Consider the following 15,884-nt stretch of genomic DNA (forward strand, 5'->3'; position numbering starts at 1 on the left):
AGAGGGACGGGCGGACGAAGCAGGGTCTGTCAGCCCTTCACCGCACCCCCCAGCGCGAAACCGCCGCCCAAGCGGCGCGAGATCAGAACGTACAGCAGAATCACCGGCGTCGAGTAGATGATCGAGAACGCCGCCAACTGGCCATAGACCACTGTTCCCTTGTTGCCGAAGAAGTCGTTGATGCTCACCGACGCGGGCATCTGCTCCGGCGTGAGCAGGAGCATGAAGGGGACGAAGAAGTTGCCCCACATCATCACGAAGGAGAAGACCGTCACCACCGCCACCCCCGGTCCCATCAGGGGGAGCACGATCCGCAGCAGGGACTGGAACGAGGACGCGCCGTCCGTCCACGCCGCCTCCTCCAGCTCCTTCGGGACGCCGTCCATGAAGTTCTTCATCAGCCAGATGGCGAAGGGGAGTTGGGACGCGGCGAAGAAGAAGATCGTGCCCTGCATCGTGTCGATCAGGTCGACCTGGACGAACAGCGCGTACACCGGGACCATGATCGCCGTGATCGGCAGGCTCGTCGCGAAGAGGATCGTCAGCATGAAGGGGCGGTTCAGGCGGGACCTGAAGCGGGAGAGCGGGTAGGCGGCGAGCGCCGCGCAGACCACCGTCAGGAGGGTGCCGCCGCCGCACAGGAGCAGGCTGTTGAGCAGGGGCGTGAAGGTGATCTCCGGGGTCAGGACCGCGTCGTAGTTGTCCAGGGTGATGCCGTCGGGGACCTTCACCTTGAGGTCCGCCTCGGTGTCGAGCGAGGACAGGATCACCCAGGCCAGCGGCAGTACGAACGCGGCGGCGACCACGAGCAGCCCCGCGTCCGCCGCGAGCCGCCGTGTCGTACGGCGTGAACCCATCGTGCGGGTGGGCGACTTGACGGTGTTGGCGGACACTCAGACCTCCGTGCGGAGCAGACGCATGTAGACGAGGGAGAAGAGTGAGCCGACGACCAGGAGCAGAAGCGCCACCGCCGTGCCGTAACCGATCATGCTCTTCTGGAAGGCCTGTTCGTACATGAACAGGGGAAGGGTCTGGCTGCGGTTACCCGGGCCGCCTCGCGTCATCACCCAGATCAGACCGAAGACGGACAGGGTCTGCAGGGTGTTCAGCATCAGGTTCGTGCCGATGGAGCGGCGGATCATCGGGAGCGTGATGTGCCACATGCGCCGCCAGCCGCCCGCGCCGTCCACCTCGGCCGCCTCGGTGATCTCCTTGGGGATCTCGTTCAGGGCCGCCGAGTAGACCAGCATCGAGAACGCCGTCCCCCGCCATACGTTGGCGAACGACACCGCCAGGATCGGCAGCGTGTACATCCAGTTCTGGGACGGCAGGTTGAGGAAGTCCAGGACCGCGTTCAGCGTGCCCTCGCGGCGGAAGAACGCGTACAGGAGGAAGGCCGCCACCACCTCCGGCAGCACCCACGCCGTAATCACGATCGCGCCGGTGAGTGTGCGGACCGGCTTGGACGCCCGCTGCATCAGGGACGCGAGCGCCAGGCCGATCGTGTTCTGGCCGATCAGGGACGACACGACCGTGAAGACGAGCGTCAGCCACACCGCGTTGAGGAACGCCTCGTCGCCGAACGCCTTACGGAAGTTGTCGAACCCGACGAAGCTCGACTCCGCCTGGCCGGTGAGCTGGAGGTCGGTGAAGGCGATGTAGGCGCAGTAGCCGATGGGCCCCGCCAGGAAGAGGAGCAGCAGGATCACGGCGGGGGAGACGGGCAGTGCGCGGGTCAGGGCCCTGCCCGTCAGCTTGCGGCGCGACGGGGGGCGTGATGCCCCCGCCCCGGGAGTCTTGACGACGCCGGCGGGCCCGGCGGGGGGTGCGGTGGTCACCTCGGGGGTCTCACTTCCCTTGCTTGCCTGCCGACGGGGTTTGCCCGGCGAAGTTGCCTGCCTGCCGACCTCGCTTGCCCGCCGACGGTGTTTGGCTGCCGGATCGCGGAGCCGCGGCTACTTCTCGACGACCTCGCCGTCCGCCGCCGCCTTGACCTCCTCGTCGTACCCGCTCGCCGCGTCCGCCACGGAGGCGTCGCCCGTCGTGACCTTCTCCATGGCCTCCTGCACCGCCGTGGAGACCTTCGGGTACGCCGGATACGCGGGCCGGTAGTGCGTCGACGGCACCAGGTCGGTGAAGAACTTCAGGCCTGGCTGCGCCTTGAGGTAGTCGGGGTCGGCGGCGACGTCCTTGCGGACCGCGATGCCCGAGTTCGCCACGTACCACTTCTGGGCGTTGGCCTTGGTCTGCATCTGCTCGATGAACTTGAAGGCCAGGTCGGGGTTGGCCGCCTTGGTGGGGATCGCCCAGGTCCAGCCGCCGGACATGCTCACCTTGCCGGGTGCCTCGCCGTTCTGGGTCGGCATATGGGCGAGGCCCAGCTTCTTCGACCACTCGGGCCACTCATGGCCCGCGCCCTTGCCCCAGTCCTGCGGGAGCCAGGAACCGTCGAGGTTGATGCCGAGCTTGTCCTCGGGGAGGAGTTCACCGCGCACCCGGGTGGCGAAGTTCGGGTCGAGGGCGTCGGTGACCTCCGGGCCGAGCTTCTCCTTGTAGACCGTCTCGACGAATTCGAGGGAGTCCTTGAAGCCCTGGCTCCCCGTCACCCACTTCTTGGACTTCGGGTCGTACATCGGGTCCTCGCCCGTGCCGTACAGGAGCATCTCCATGCCCTGCATGGTGGCGACCTCGCCCGCGGGCTTGCCCGTGTAGACGTTCATGGGCGTGACACCGGGGACCTTCTTCTTGATGGTGCGCGCCGCCTGCAGGATCTCGTCCCACGACTTGGGCTGCCAGTCGGCCGGCAGCCCGGCCTTCTTGAAGATGGCCTTGCTGAACCACAGGCCGCGGGTGTCGGTGCCGTCCGGTACGCCGTACGTCTTGCCGTCCGCGGCCTTCGCCGCCGACTTGGACGTGTCGATGAACTGGTTCCAGTCCTTCCACTTGTCCAGGTAGGGGTCGAGCGGCTTCAAGTACCCGCTGGCGATGTCCGAGTTGATGAGGAAGGTGTCCTCGTAGACCAGGTCGGGCGCGGTCTTCGGGGAGCGCATCATCTGCTGGAGCTTGGTGTAGTACTCGGAGTCCGGCGCCTTGATCGGCACCAGCTTCACCTTCTTGCCGGGGTTCTCCTTCTCGAACTGCTTCTTGATGTCCGCCAGGAAGGTGTCCATGACCTTGACCTGGTTGTCCGTGGACTGTTTGAAGGAGACCTTCACGGTGTCCGGATCGTCGCCGGAGTCCCCGCCGCACGCGGTGAGGGTGCCGGCGGCGACCAGGGCGGTGGCGAGGAGCAGAGGGGTGGTGGGACGCACGGGCACGACCTCCTACTGGCCGACGCGGCTGGGTTACCACGCAGGGCGCAACGCGGGGCTGCCCGGTGAACGTAAGGGCGGGTTCGGAGCAAGGTCAATGCCCGTGCGTCGCCCCTTGTCACCAACGTGACAACGTTGTTATTGGCGGCGGCGCGTGGACCCGTGCGGGGGCGCCGGGTGGTCTGAACCGGCGTACCCGGACGGGTACTTGGGGCGTCAGGTGTTCGAGGTCAGCCAGCGGTACGCGTACTCGGGGCGGCCGACGTGGCCGTACTGCGGGGTGCGGGCGGCGCGGCCCGTGGTGACCAGGTGCTCCAGGTAACGGCGGGCGGTGATGCGGGAGATGCCCACGGTCTCGGCGGCGGCCGCGGCGGTGACACCCTCGGGGGGAGCGTCGCGCAGCGCGCGGGTCACCCTCTCCAGAGTGGGGCCGCTCAGCCCTTTCGGCAGGGCGGCGGGTCCTGGCGCGCGCAGGGTGGCCAGGGCACGGTCCACCTCGTCCTGCCCGGTGGCCTCGCCCGCGGCGGTGCGGAACTCGGCGTACCGGGTCAGGCGGTCGCGCAGGGTGGCGAAGGTGAAGGGCTTGAGCACGTACTGGACCACACCGAGGGAGACGCCCTCGCGTACGACGGCGAGATCGCGGGCCGACGTGACGGCGATGACGTCCGTGCGGTGGCCCGCGGCGCGCAGGGTGCGGGCCAGCTGGAGTCCGTGGCCGTCGGGGAGGTGCAGGTCCAGGAGCAGGAGGTCGACCTCGGTGCGGTCCAGGGCGCGTTTCGCCTCGGCCGCGCTGTGCGCCTTGCCCACGGCGTGGAAGCCGGGGATGCGGTTCACGTAGAGGACGTGGGCATCGGCGGCTACGGGGTCGTCCTCTACTACCAGGACCCTGATGGGCTCAGTCACTTGGTGCCTCCGTCTGCCACGTCCGGCGTACTGGACGCCCCTTCATCCGCACCCGGCATCGAGGGTTGTGCCCACCCTTCCCCAAGCTCTCGGCTTCGCTCGACCAGGGGAGACCCCAATCGCCCTGCGGAACGCCTGCCCACAACAGGAGCGGACTCGGTGCTGCCCAAGTGCACCTCGAACTCCGCCCCTCCTCCGGCCGCCTCCCGCACCGTGAGCGTGCCGTCGTGCTTCGTCACCGTCTGGTGGACCAGGGCCAGGCCCAGGCCGCGGCCGGCCGTGGCCTTCGTCGACCAGCCGCGCCGGAAGACCGCCTCCGTATGGGCCGGGTCGACTCCGGGGCCGGTGTCGGACACCCGTAGCGTCAGTCCCGCGTCGTCCGCGCGTGCCGTCACCGTCACGCGGGCGGCGGGCGATCCCTGGGCCGCGTCCACCGCGTTGTCGATCAGGTTGCCGAGGACCGTCACCAGGTCGCGCGCCGGCAGGTCCGCCGGGAGCATGCCGTCGTCGATGCTGCTGTCGGCGGAGACGACGAGCTCCACGCCGTGTTCGTTCGCCTGGGCGGCCTTGCCCAGGAGCAGGGCCGCGAGCACCGGTTCGCTCACCGCCGCGACCACCTGGTCCGTCAGCGTCTGGGCCAGCTCCAGCTCGGCGGTGGCGAATTCGACGGCCTCGTCCGCGCGGCTCAGTTCGATGAGGGAGACCACCGTGTGCAGGCGGTTCGCCGCCTCGTGGGCCTGCGAGCGGAGCGCCCGCGTGAAGCCGCGCTCCGAGTCCAGCTCGCCGGTCAGCGCCTGGAGTTCGGTGTGGTCGCGCAACGTCACCACCGTGCCGCGTCGCTCACCGCTCGACACGGGCGAGGTGTTCACCACGACCACCCGGTCCGCCGTGAGGTGCAGCTCGTCCACCCGCGGCTCGGCCGCGAGCAGCGCGCCTGTCAGCGGTGCGGGCAGGCCGAGCTCGGCGACGTTGCGGCCGACCAGGTCGCCCGATACGCCGAGCAGCTCGCGCCCTCCGTCGTTGATGAGGGCGATACGCCGCTGCCCGTCCAGCATCAGGAGCCCCTCGCGCACCGCGTGCAGCGCGGCCTCGTGGTAGTCGTGCATGCGGCTCAGCTCGGCGGCGTTCATGCCGTGGGTGTGGCGGCGCAGCCGGGCGTTGATGACGTAGGTACCGATTCCGCCGAGCGCGAGCGCGCCCGCCGCGACGCCGAGCAGGGCGAGGAGCTGGCCGCGCGCCTTCTCGCTGATCTCCTCGATGGTGATGCCCGCGCTGACCAGGCCGGTGATGCGGCCGGTTCCGTCGTCGGTGAGGATCGGCGTGACCACGCGCACCGAGGGGCCGAGCGTCCCCGTGTACGTCTCCGTGAAGGTCCGGCCCCGCAGCGCCTGTGCCCGGTGCCCGAGGAAGCGCTCGCCGATCTCGTCCTCGTCGGGATGGGTCCAGCGGATGCCGTCCGGGTCCATGATCGTGACGAAGTCGACGCCGGTGTGGCGGCGCACGTCGGTCGCGTACGGCTGGAGGGTCCTCGACGGATTCTCGCCACGCGCGGCCTCCCGTACCGAAGGGGAGTCCGCGACCGCCCGCGCCGCGGCCGTCGCCTGGCGGCGCGCGCCCTCCTCCGCCTGCTGCCGGTCGCTCAGGAACGTGAAGAGGGCGCACCCGGCCACCACGACGGTGACCAGCACGATCTGCATCGCGAAGAGCTGCCCGGCGAGGCTGCGCGGCCGGGGCGGACGGGCGAGGGACATGGGGCCAGTCTGCCTGGCACCGTAAGTGCGAACTAAATGAACGTAAGGGTGACCGCCCTCACAGGGCGAGAGATAGTCACCGGGATTCGCCTGCCCACGACGTGAGCCGCACGCACGGGCCGTACCAGGACGTGAGCCGCACGGACTGGCCGTACCAGGACGTGAGCCGCACGGACTGGCCGTACCAGGACGTGAGCCGCACGGACTGGCCGTACCAGGACGTGAGCCGCACGCACTGGCCGTACCAGGACGTGAAGCCCACGCACTGGCCGAAAACGCCGACGTAGTCGTTCAAGGAGGGCCCTCGTGGCCGACACCACCGACAGCCAGGTGACACCGGCACCCGCTGCCAAGCGGGACCGGACCCACTATCTGTACATCGCCGTCATCATCGCCGTGGTCCTCGGTATCGGTGTCGGCCTGCTCGTGCCCGACTTCGCCAAGGAGCTCAAGCCGGTCGGCACCGGCTTCGTGAACCTGATCAAGATGATGATCTCGCCGATCATCTTCTGCACGATCGTCCTCGGCGTCGGCTCCGTCCGTAAGGCCGCCAAGGTCGGCAAGGTCGGCGGCCTCGCGCTCGCCTACTTCGTCGCGATGTCGGTCGTCGCGCTCGCCATCGGCCTGATCGTCGGCAACATCCTGCACCCGGGCTCGGGCATGGACATCACCGACTCCGAGAAGGGCGCGGGCCACGACGCCGCCGAAGAGGCGGACAAGGGGCTCGTCGACTTCGCGCTCGGCATCATCCCGAAGACGCTCGTCTCCGCCTTCACCGAGGGCGAGGTCCTGCAGACCCTGCTCGTCGCGCTGCTCGTGGGCTTCGCGCTGCAGGCCATGGGCCGCTCCGGGGAGCCGATCCTGCGCGGCATCGGGCACATCCAGCGGCTCGTCTTCCGCGTACTCGGCATGATCATGTGGGCCGCTCCGGTCGGTGCGTTCGGCGCGATGGCCGCGGTGGTCGGCGAGACCGGCACGGACGCCCTGAAGGCCCTCGCCACGATCATGGTCGGGTTCTACGTCACCTGCGCGCTGTTCATCCTGATCGTGCTCGGCGCGCTGCTGCGCCTGGTGACCGGGGTCAATCTCTTCAAGCTCCTGAAATACCTGGGCCGCGAGTTCCTGCTGATCCTCTCCACCTCGTCCTCCGAGTCCGCCCTCCCGCGGCTCATCGCGAAGATGGAGCACCTGGGCGTCAGCCGTCCGGTCGTCGGCATCACCGTCCCGACGGGCTACTCCTTCAACCTCGACGGCACGATGATCTATCTGACGATGTCGTCGCTGTTCATCGCCGAGGCGATGGACCAGCCGCTCGGCATCGGTGAGCAGATCTCGCTGCTGCTGTTCATGATGATCGCGTCCAAGGGCGCGGCGGGCGTCTCCGGTTCGGGCATCGCGGTCCTCGCCAGTGGCCTGCAGTCGCACAAGCCGGGCCTGGTGGACGGCGTCGGCCTGATCATCGGCGTCGACCGCTTCATGAGCGAGGCCCGCGCGCTGACCAACTTCGCCGGCAACGCGGTGGCGACGCTCCTGATCGGCACGTGGACCAAGGAGGTCGACCGCGAGCGGGTCGAGCTCGTGCTCGACGGGAAGCTGCCGTTCGACGAGAAGACCCTGCTCGACGACGGTGGCCACGGGCCCGAGACGGCCGAGCAGGAGACGGTGGACGCCGTGCCGACGCAGCCGGTCAGCACCGAGAAGAAGTCCCTGACGCCTTAGGCGTCGGTGGTCGCCGCTCTCCTGTCGGCGACCCTGGTCACCAGCTCGGTGGCCTGTGAGGCGGGCAGGCCCGCCGCGGTCAGAAACGTGATCGCGGTGGACCTGCCCGCCTTTTCCGCCGCTACGACACCGTCGTTCACGGCCTCCATCACGGCGAACAGAATCCCTTCGAGCACGTAGCCGAGCGCCCGTGTCGGCAGCGGTGACACGAAGGTGCCGTCGTCCAGGCCGCGTTGGAACGTCTCCAGGCCCTCCTCGTGGACGCGGCCGAGCCGTTCGCGGATGGCGCCCATCGTCACGCTCCGCTCGCCGAGGGAGAGCAGCAGGCGGTAGCGGTCGGCGACCTCCCACACGGCGAGCAGCGAACTCGCCACCGCCTCCGCGGGGTCGTCGACGCCCGCGCGGCCCGCGGCGTGCGCGGTCTCCACCGCCGCGATGGCCCGCTCCACGATCGCCTCGACCAGCGCGTCACGGCTGGGGAAATGCCCGTACACCGTCCGTCGTACGACGCCCGCCGCGCGCGCGATCTGGTCCATGGACGCGTCGGGGTCGCGCAGCAGCTCCGCGACGGCGACGTCGAGGATGCGGCGGCGGTTGGCGTCGGCTCTGACGCTGCTCGCTGGGCGGGGGCTCATGGCCCCATTCTGCCCACTCGACTCATGGCCCCGTGCCGCGCACTCGGCCGTGCCCGCGCTCCCCACTCGACCGTGCCCGCGGCCCCGACTTGCACACACCTGTGCAACATCGGGTATCTTGCACAGCAGTGTGTAGTTGCACAAGCGTGTGCAATAGGTGAGCGGCACATGCGTGAGCGACACATGCGTGAGCGGCAAATGTGTGAGCGACAAACGGGATGGGTGGAATCCAATGCCTCTGCTGATCAAGGAACCGGTCGAACGGATGGACCGTCCGTACGCCCGCCGCTGGTGGGCCCTCGGCGTCCTGTGTCTGAGTCTGCTGATCGCGGTGATGGCGAACACCGCCCTGACGGTGGCCGCGCCCGACATGACCATGGACCTCGGCCTGTCCAGCTCCGACCTGCAGTGGGTCATCGACGCCTACACCGTCCCGTACGCCGCGCTGATGCTGCTGCTCGGCGCGATCGGCGACAAGTACAGCCGCCGGGGCGCGCTGGTGCTCGGCCTGGTGATCATGTCCGTCGGCGCGGGGGCGGGCGCCATGGTGGACAGTTCTACGGCGGTCATCGTGGTCCGCGCGGTGATGGGCGTGGGCGCGGCGCTGATCATGCCCGCCACGCTTTCGCTGCTCGCGGCGACGTTCCCGCGCGCGGAACGGGCCAAGGCGATCACCATCTGGGCGGCGACGTCCGGCATCGCGATCGCCGCGGGTCCGCTGATCGCGGGCGCGCTGCTCCGTGACAACGGCTGGCACTCGACGTTCCTGATCAACATCCCGGTGGCGGTGCTCGCGATCATCGGCGCGTTCGTCCTCGTACCGCCGTCCAAGGCCGCGCAGCACGGCCGCATCGACTACGTGGGCGGACTGCTCTCGGTCGTCTGGGTCGGCTCCCTGATCTTCATGATCATCGACGGCCCGCACTTCGGGTGGGGCGTGCGGGCGATCTCCGCGGCGGTGGTGGCGGGCCTCGGCCTGATCGCCTTCATCATCTCGGAGCTGAAGCACCCGCGCCCGGTCCTGGACGTACGCAAGTTCACGCAGCGGGGCTTCGCGGGCTCGAACCTGGCAGTGGCGCTCTTCTTCCTCGCGGTGTTCGGCGCCTTCTACTACCTGACCCAGCACCTTCAGTTCGTCCTGGCCTACGACCCGTTGGAGACCGGCGTCCGCATGCTGCCGCTGGCCGGAGCGGTGTTCGTGGGCTCGGCGGTCACCGGGATCCTCGCGCCGCGTATCGGCGGCAAGATCATGGTGGTTGCGGGCATGGTCGGCGGCACGGTCGCGCTCGCCCTGCTCACGCAGATCGAGGCGGGTTCCACGTACGGGGACTTCGTGGCACCGCTGATCATCCTCGGCCTCTCCCTCGGCTTCGCGGTCTCGCCGTGCACGGACGTCATCATGGGCGCGTTCCCCGAGTCGGAACTCGGCGTGGGCGGCGCGGTGAACGACACCTCGCTGGAGCTGGGCGGTTCGCTGGGGATCGCGGTACTCGGCTCGGTCCTCGCGAGTTCGTACGGGTCGAAGCTGGCCGACGAGACCGCCGGGAGCAAGCTTCCCGCCTCCGCGCTCGACACGGCACAGGACTCGGTGGGCGCGGGCAACGGCGTGGCGCAGGGCATCGCCGAGCAGGCGCGTGCGCTCTCGGAGAAGGCGGCGGGGGCTTCGTCGCCCCAGGAGGCGGCGCAGCTGAAGTCGCAGGCACAGGAACTCGCCGGGGGCGCGCACCAGATGGCTGATGCGGTGGGCTCGGCGTTCTCTGGCGCGGTGGCCCACACCAGTCTGATCGGTGCGGTGATTCTGGGGGTGGGGACTGTGGTGGTGGCGGTGTTGTTGCCGGGACGGCGGAAGGGTGCGCCGACGGAGGCCGCGGGCGGGCCCCTGGCCTCGGAACCCACGGAGCCCGCGGCCCCCGAGCCCGCGGGGCGCCGGTAGCGGTGGCCTGGCTTGGGCGGGGAGCCGGTCGGGGCTGAGCTGCGGCTCCGGGGTGGATGCTTCTCACCCGCGCACCGTGGCCCGGGTGCGGTGCCGCTGCTCCGGGGCGGATGCTTCCCGCCCACCCGCCCGCCGTGGCTTGGGCGCGGTGCCGCTCGGGGCTGATCTGCCGCTCCGCGGCGGATGCTTCCCCACCCACCCACCCACCCACCGTGGCTCGGGCGCGGCGCCGGTCGGGGCTGAGCTGCCGCTCCGGGTTGAGCCGCCGCTTCGCGGCGGATGCTTCCCCGCCCACCTACCCGATTGCCCCGTGGTGCAGCCATGAGGGAGGGCAGGCGTCGCTGCCCTACGTCTGGTGTAGCTGCGGGGCAAACGGGTGGGTGGGCGGGAATGATCCGTCGCGAAGCGGCGGGATGGTGCAGGGCGGTGGGCCGTCTTGCCGGGCGCGTGCCCGGTCACATCCACTTCGTCGTGCAGCCCGCCCGTACCTCCGACATCGATCGCCACGGCGGCGCGTACGGCCCCGGCCTCCAGACGGCGATGCTCGACGAGGGCACGGAGCCGGAGCAGAGCGCGGTGGAGGAGTTCTGCGCGCGGGTGCGACGCGCGTTGCGGGACTAGGGAACGAAGGCCCCCCGCGCCGAGCGAAGGAGCTCCTCCCCGCCGAGCGGGGGCCCTGCGCCGAGCGAGGGTTCCACCGCGCCGAGCGAGGGACCCCCTGCGCCGAGCGAGGGTTCCACCGCGCCGAGCGAAGGAGCTGCCCCCGCCGAGCGAGCGACCCCCCCCCGCGCCGAGCGAGCGACCCGCCGCGCCGAGCGAGGGCCCCCGCGGCGAGCGAGGGACCCGCCCCGCCGAGCGAGGGCTCCGCCATCCAGGTGGACGCGTGTGCCGACTGTTGACTCTTGTTCAAACCTGCCAGTAACTTCAGCGTTGCACCACCGAGAACCGCCGAAAGCCGCTGAAGCCTGCCCAAAACACCTTCGTAGCAGCACTGTTGGCGCCCGCGGCCTGCTCGCTCTTCTCCGGGGCTGACCCCCCATCGGATTCATCGGATTCAAAGGAGACTCCAGATGGTGATCCGCGCACGCGCCCTGCGCCTGGCAGCCGCCACACTCGCCGCCGCAGGCACCGCCACCCTCGGCCTTGCCGCCGCACCCGCCCAGGCGGCCGGCGGCGACCCGCTCGACTACGTGGCCCTCGGTGACAGCTTCAGCGCCGGATCCGGCGTCCTGCCGCTCGACCCGACCGCGCCCCTCCTCTGTGCGCGCTCGACGGCCAACTACCCGCACATCGTGGCCAGTCGAACCGGCGCCCAGCTCACCGACGTGACCTGCGGCGGGGCCCAGACCAAGGACTTCGCGGGCGCGCAGTACCCCGGCGTGGCCCCGCAGCTCGACGCCGTCGACGCCGACACGGATCTCGTGACGTTGACCATCGGCGGCAACGACAACAACACCTTCATCGGCGCGATCGTCGCCTGCGGCTCCGCCGGAGTGCTCTCCGGCGGCAAGGGCAGCCCCTGCAAGGACGCCAACGGGGACAAGTTCACCAAGGCGATCGACACCAGTACGTACCCCGCGCTGAAGAACGCCCTGCGCGCGGTCAAGGCCAAGGCCCCGAACGCGCGCATCGGCGTGCTCGGTTACCCCTGGATCGTGCCGGCCGAGGCCGACCGCGCCTGCTTCGCCAAGATGCCGATCGCCACCGGGGACATCCCCTATCTGCGGGATCTGCAGGCCCACTTGAACAAGACCGTGCAGCGCGCCACCTCCGAGACGGGTGCCACGTTCGTCGACATGGCCGCCGCCTCGCAGGGGCACGACGCCTGCAAGCCGCGGGGCACGCGCTGGGTCGAGCCCGTGCTGTTCGGCACGAACTTCGTCCCGGTGCACCCGAACGCCCTCGGCGAGTCCAGGATGGCCGACCAGGCCATCTCCGTACTGAAGCTGGGCTGACCCGGCCTCCGGCCCAGGGCCCCCTAGGGCCGCTTCGTCCACACCGCCACGTAGTCCACCGCCATCGCCTTCCCCGGTTCCGTCTGCGCTACCGGTGTCGCCCTGCCGGCGACACCGTCGGGGAAGGCGCCGCCCATCGCGACGTTCAGCAGGATGAAGTAGCCCGCATGGTCGGTCATGTTGGACCACGTGGCCGCGGAGAAGCGGTCCTGGGAGAGGGTGTGGAACTGCTCCCCGTCCACGTACCAGCGCAGTTGGTTCGGCGTCGTCGAGCGGTCCCATTCGAAACGGTACGTGTGGAACGCCGACTGGCAACTTGCGCCGGGACAGGCCCGGTTGGCGCCGAGCCCCTGCGTCTCGTTGCAGTCGCCGCCCGGGTTCACGCCGCAGTGCAGCACGCCCCAGACCGAGTTGATGCCGTTCACGTTCTCCATCACGTCGAACTCGCCTATCGCCGGCCAGTTCTGGTAGTTGCCGCGGTAGGGCGCGCCGAGGGCCCAGAAGGCGGGCCAGTAGCCGAGCGCGCTCTCCCCGGTGATGTCCGGCATCTGGATACGGCCCTCGATGGCGAGCGTGCCGCCCTCCGGAGCCTTGAAGTCGCTGCGTTTCGTCTCGATGCGGGCCGAGGTCCAGTTTCCCGCGCCGTCCCTGCGCGGGGTGATCCGCAGGCTGCCGTTTCCGTCCAGGGCGAGGTTCTCGGGGGAGTCCGTGTACGACTGGATCTCACCCGTGCCCCAATTCGCCGGGCCTCCCGGGTAGTTGTGCCCCAGGTCGATCTGCCAGTTGTCGGCGGACGGCCGGGAGCCCGCGGCCCCGTTGAAGTCGTCGCTCCACTCCAGCGCCCAGCCCGGCGCGGGCGGCACGTCGCCGCGGGCCGTGCCGGGCGTCATCAGAGCGCCGAGCAGACCGATGGCGGCCAGTGCGGCCAGGACGGGCCCGGTGCGGGGGGATCGGGTGAGGCGACCGATGCGAGGTGCGCGACCGACGCGCGCGGTGCGAGTAGTGGGAGTAGTGCGAGTGGTGCTCATGGAACACCTCCGTGGGGGGGGAGTGTGCGTACGTGTGCGAGCGCCTTGAGAGCGCTCTCATTCCGCTCTCCGGGTTTTGTAGTTGCAGGCATGCCGGACGTCAATGGGTCCGGAGCCTCAACTTCCCGAAGGCGTACGGTAGTTGGATGATGGACAGGCCGCAGAACGTCGACTTCTGGTTCGACCCCGTGTGCCCCTGCACCTGGCTCACCTCCCGGTGGATCCGCGAGGTCGAGCGGGTGCGGGACATCAGCGTGCGGTGGCGGGTGATGAGCCTCTCGGTCCTGAACGAAGGCCTCGATGTCGACCCCGAGGACCCCGAGGGGCAGCGGGGTGACTACATGCGGGGTCCGGGCCGGGTCTGCGCGGCCGTGGCCGCGCGGCACGGGAGCGATGCGCTGGGGACGTACTTCGACGCGCTCGGGGCACGGCTGCACGAGCGGGGCGAATGGGACGGCGCCGAGCGCGCGCTCGCCGACGCCGGACTGCCCACGGGGCTCGCCGCGGTGGCCTGGACACAGGAGTACGACGACGCCGTGCGGGCCTCACACGAGCGAGGAATCGAGCTGGTCGGCACCGATGTCGGCACGCCGGTGCTCTCCGTCCAGGGAGTGGGCGCGGTCTTCGGCCCGGTCGTCTCGCCCGCACCGAAGGGAGACGCGGCGGGACGGCTGTGGGACGGGGTGGTCCTGATGGCGGGAGTCCAGGACTTCAGCGAACTCAAGCGGGCGTACGGCGAACTCGACTTCGACTGACCCCTGCCCCCCCTCGCACGCCGCACGCCGCACGCCGCCGAGCCCAAGTCCCCCCGCTTGCTTACCTCTTCGTAAGTACCTGACTAATTAGTCGGTACTTGTAGGGACGCGGGCGAGCGCCAAGCATGGTCGTCATGACAGAACAGCAGCTCAAGACCCCCGTAACCGTCCTCGGCCTTGGCGCCATGGGGCAGGCTCTCGCCGGTGCGTTCCTCAAGGCCGGCCACCCCACCACCGTCTGGAACCGCACGCCCGGCAAGGGCGACGACCTCGTGGCCGCAGGGGCCACGCGCGCCGCCACCGCGGCCGACGCGGTCCGCGCCTCGGACCTGGTCGTCGTCTGCCTCTACGACTACGGCGTCTCGCGGGCCGTGCTGGGCCCGATCTCCGCCGACCTGGCGGGGCGCACCCTGGTGAACCTCACGTCCGACACCCCGGAGCGCTCCCGCGAGGCTGCGGCCTGGGCCGCCGAGCACGGCGTCGACTACCTGGACGGCGCCATCCTGGTGCCCGTGACCGTGATCGGCACCCCCGACGCGCTGCTCTTCCACAGTGGCCCGCAGGCCGTGTACGAGCGGCACGAGAGCACGCTCAAGGTGCTCGGCGGCAACACCGTGTACCTCGGCGAGGACCACGGCCTCGCGGCCGTCTACGACAACGCCCTGCTGGACTTCTTCTGGACCAGCATGTCCGGCCTCGTCCACGCGTACGCGCTGGCCGGTGCGGACGGCGTGAAGGGCGCGGAACTCGCGCCCTACCTCAGCGCCATGATCGCCATCCTCCCGCCGGCCATCGAGGAGATGGGCAGCGAGGTCGACTCCGGCAAGTACCCGGGCGAGCAGGCCCCGCTCGTCACGGAAGCCGTCAACGTCGACCACATCATCCACGCCTCCGAGCACCGGGGCCTCGACGTGGGCGCCCTGAGCGGTATCAAGGCCGTCCTGGACCGGGCCATCGCCAAGGGCCACGGCGCCGACGGATGGACGGCCACCATCGAAGCGGTACGCGGCGTACGGTGAAAGTGACCGCCGTCACAGAGCAGGAGCCGTGAGATGACTGGTGAACCGAGCTTCTTCGAGATCGGTGTCGAGGACCCGGAGCGGGGGCGGGCCTTCTACGGGGAACTGCTCGGCTGGTCCTTCGAACCGGGGCCGTCCGGGCACGGGTATGTGATCGGGACCCCGGGTGTGCCGGGCGGCATGCACGGCGGTGACGCGGGGGCGGCGCCCTACCTCTTCTTCCAGGTCGACGACCTGGAGGCCGCCCTGGCCAAGGTCATCAAGCTGGGCGGCACCGTCGAGGCGCCGATCGGCGGCGAGAGCGAGGAGTCGGACGCGGCGTTCGGCCGGTTCCGGCTCTGCAAGGACGACCAGGGGTCCACCTTCGGCCTGCATCAGCCCCCCAGGGCATCCTGAGCGCTGGCCTTGACGCCCACGTCAAGGATTACCGTCGTACGCATGCGCATCGGCGAACTTGCGGAGCGGGCCGGCACCACCACGCGGACGCTTCGGTACTACGAGTCACGGGGGCTGCTGCCCGCTCGTCGCAGTGGATGGGGGCCCCCCTGCTCTTTAAGAGCTTGGGGGAGGCTACCGCACCTACGACGAGGACGACGTGCGTCTCCTGGAGCAGATCAGGACCTTGCAGGACTTCGGGTTCGATCTGGAGGAGACGCGGCCGTTCGTGGAGTGTCTGCGGTCGGGGCACCCGGAGGGCGACTCATGCCCCGCGTCGCTCGACGTGTACCGCCGCAAGATCGGTGAACTCGACGCGTTGATCAGCGAGTTGAGTGCGGTGCGCGAGCAGGTGAGTGCGCAGTTGGTGCGCGCCGAGGCGGCGGTCCCGGGCGGCCCGGACCCGCAGTGCGAGCTGACGGGCTGACGGGCGACGGGCT

At 70.0% G+C, this 15,884-nt stretch carries 14 protein-coding genes and 2 pseudogenes; 8 read left to right on the forward strand and 8 right to left on the reverse strand.

The window, feature by feature from the left end:
* Positions 1 to 29: 29 nt before the first annotated feature.
* The 6 genes from ABXJ52_RS25745 to ABXJ52_RS25770 form a co-directional block, all read right to left on the reverse strand.
* Positions 30 to 857 carry a carbohydrate ABC transporter permease gene (locus tag ABXJ52_RS25745; protein ID WP_367049262.1) on the reverse strand — a complete coding sequence of 276 codons (828 nt, stop codon included), beginning with the start codon at positions 855 to 857 and terminating at the stop codon, positions 30 to 32.
* Positions 858 to 893: 36 nt separating this feature from the next.
* Positions 894 to 1,754, reverse strand: coding sequence for a sugar ABC transporter permease (locus ABXJ52_RS25750; protein WP_367049264.1), 861 nt, complete (start codon positions 1,752 to 1,754; stop codon positions 894 to 896).
* A 201-nt stretch (positions 1,755 to 1,955) separates the two neighbouring features.
* On the reverse strand, positions 1,956 to 3,311 hold the full coding sequence (locus tag ABXJ52_RS25755) for an extracellular solute-binding protein (protein ID WP_367045041.1): 1,356 nt from the start codon (positions 3,309 to 3,311) through the stop codon (positions 1,956 to 1,958).
* Positions 3,312 to 3,527: 216 nt separating this feature from the next.
* Positions 3,528 to 4,214 carry a response regulator gene (locus tag ABXJ52_RS25760; protein ID WP_367045042.1) on the reverse strand — a complete coding sequence of 229 codons (687 nt, stop codon included), beginning with the start codon at positions 4,212 to 4,214 and terminating at the stop codon, positions 3,528 to 3,530.
* Positions 4,211 to 5,965 carry a sensor histidine kinase gene (locus ABXJ52_RS25765; RefSeq protein ID WP_367045043.1) on the reverse strand — a complete coding sequence of 585 codons (1,755 nt, stop codon included), beginning with the start codon at positions 5,963 to 5,965 and terminating at the stop codon, positions 4,211 to 4,213. Before ABXJ52_RS25765 ends, ABXJ52_RS25760 begins: the two co-directional genes overlap by 4 nt.
* 76 nt (positions 5,966 to 6,041) lie before the next feature.
* On the reverse strand, positions 6,042 to 6,260 hold the full coding sequence (locus ABXJ52_RS25770) for a hypothetical protein (RefSeq protein ID WP_367045044.1): 219 nt from the start codon (positions 6,258 to 6,260) through the stop codon (positions 6,042 to 6,044).
* Between the two features lie 11 nt (positions 6,261 to 6,271).
* Between ABXJ52_RS25770 and ABXJ52_RS25775 the strand changes: the two genes are divergently transcribed.
* Entirely contained in the window at positions 6,272 to 7,684 is a 1,413-nt protein-coding gene (locus tag ABXJ52_RS25775) for a cation:dicarboxylase symporter family transporter (RefSeq protein ID WP_367045045.1), read from the forward strand.
* Here ABXJ52_RS25775 and ABXJ52_RS25780 read toward each other — a convergent pair.
* Positions 7,681 to 8,319, reverse strand: a complete 639-nt coding sequence (locus ABXJ52_RS25780) for a TetR/AcrR family transcriptional regulator (RefSeq protein WP_367045046.1) — start codon at positions 8,317 to 8,319, stop codon at positions 7,681 to 7,683. The two genes, ABXJ52_RS25775 and ABXJ52_RS25780, sit on opposite strands and share 4 nt — an antisense overlap.
* 232 nt (positions 8,320 to 8,551) lie before the next feature.
* Here ABXJ52_RS25780 and ABXJ52_RS25785 point away from each other — a divergent pair, with 232 nt between their 5' ends.
* From ABXJ52_RS25785 to ABXJ52_RS25795, 3 genes are all read left to right on the forward strand, one after another.
* The gene (locus ABXJ52_RS25785) at positions 8,552 to 10,252 is read left to right on the forward strand and encodes an MFS transporter (protein ID WP_367045047.1); all 1,701 of its coding nucleotides are present in this window, start codon (positions 8,552 to 8,554) and stop codon (positions 10,250 to 10,252) included.
* 390 nt (positions 10,253 to 10,642) lie between these two features.
* Positions 10,643 to 10,873: a hypothetical protein gene (locus ABXJ52_RS25790; protein ID WP_367045048.1), complete on the forward strand. Its 231-nt coding sequence runs from the start codon at positions 10,643 to 10,645 to the stop codon at positions 10,871 to 10,873.
* Positions 10,874 to 11,322: 449 nt separating this feature from the next.
* The gene (locus ABXJ52_RS25795) at positions 11,323 to 12,207 is read left to right on the forward strand and encodes an SGNH/GDSL hydrolase family protein (protein WP_367045049.1); all 885 of its coding nucleotides are present in this window, start codon (positions 11,323 to 11,325) and stop codon (positions 12,205 to 12,207) included.
* Between the two features lie 32 nt (positions 12,208 to 12,239).
* Here ABXJ52_RS25795 and ABXJ52_RS25800 read toward each other — a convergent pair.
* Positions 12,240 to 13,097 (reverse strand): annotated as a pseudogene (locus tag ABXJ52_RS25800) (glycoside hydrolase family 16 protein); the annotation flags it as partial.
* 287 nt (positions 13,098 to 13,384) lie between these two features.
* On the opposite strand from ABXJ52_RS25800, the gene ABXJ52_RS25805 reads away from it, so the two are divergent.
* The 4 genes and pseudogenes from ABXJ52_RS25805 (at position 13,385) to ABXJ52_RS25820 (ending at position 15,871) form a co-directional block, all read left to right on the forward strand.
* Entirely contained in the window at positions 13,385 to 13,990 is a 606-nt protein-coding gene (locus tag ABXJ52_RS25805; protein ID WP_367049266.1) for a disulfide bond formation protein DsbA, read from the forward strand.
* A 134-nt stretch (positions 13,991 to 14,124) separates the two neighbouring features.
* Positions 14,125 to 15,009: an NAD(P)-binding domain-containing protein gene (locus ABXJ52_RS25810; RefSeq protein ID WP_367045050.1), complete on the forward strand. Its 885-nt coding sequence runs from the start codon at positions 14,125 to 14,127 to the stop codon at positions 15,007 to 15,009.
* Between the two features lie 33 nt (positions 15,010 to 15,042).
* The gene (locus ABXJ52_RS25815; RefSeq protein WP_367045051.1) at positions 15,043 to 15,405 is read left to right on the forward strand and encodes a VOC family protein; all 363 of its coding nucleotides are present in this window, start codon (positions 15,043 to 15,045) and stop codon (positions 15,403 to 15,405) included.
* A 42-nt stretch (positions 15,406 to 15,447) separates the two neighbouring features.
* Positions 15,448 to 15,871 (forward strand): annotated as a pseudogene (locus tag ABXJ52_RS25820) (MerR family transcriptional regulator).
* Positions 15,872 to 15,884: the final 13 nt, after the last annotated feature.

Origin of the sequence: Streptomyces sp. Je 1-332 (assembly GCF_040730185.1) — a bacterium.
GTDB lineage: Bacteria > Actinomycetota > Actinomycetes > Streptomycetales > Streptomycetaceae > Streptomyces.

Bases quoted from the DNA above. Each gene is read 5' to 3' on its own strand.
- ABXJ52_RS25745 (WP_367049262.1), bottom strand. From the start codon at position 857: ATGGGTTCACGCCGTACGACACGGCGGCTCGCGGCGGACGCGGGGCTG.
- ABXJ52_RS25765 (WP_367045043.1), bottom strand. From the start codon at position 5,965: ATGTCCCTCGCCCGTCCGCCCCGGCCGCGCAGCCTCGCCGGGCAGCTC.
- ABXJ52_RS25780 (WP_367045046.1), bottom strand. From the start codon at position 8,319: ATGAGCCCCCGCCCAGCGAGCAGCGTCAGAGCCGACGCCAACCGCCGC.
- ABXJ52_RS25785 (WP_367045047.1), top strand. From the start codon at position 8,552: ATGCCTCTGCTGATCAAGGAACCGGTCGAACGGATGGACCGTCCGTAC.
- ABXJ52_RS25790 (WP_367045048.1), top strand. From the start codon at position 10,643: ATGATCCGTCGCGAAGCGGCGGGATGGTGCAGGGCGGTGGGCCGTCTT.
- ABXJ52_RS25795 (WP_367045049.1), top strand. From the start codon at position 11,323: ATGGTGATCCGCGCACGCGCCCTGCGCCTGGCAGCCGCCACACTCGCC.
- ABXJ52_RS25805 (WP_367049266.1), top strand. From the start codon at position 13,385: ATGGACAGGCCGCAGAACGTCGACTTCTGGTTCGACCCCGTGTGCCCC.
- ABXJ52_RS25810 (WP_367045050.1), top strand. From the start codon at position 14,125: ATGACAGAACAGCAGCTCAAGACCCCCGTAACCGTCCTCGGCCTTGGC.
- ABXJ52_RS25815 (WP_367045051.1), top strand. From the start codon at position 15,043: ATGACTGGTGAACCGAGCTTCTTCGAGATCGGTGTCGAGGACCCGGAG.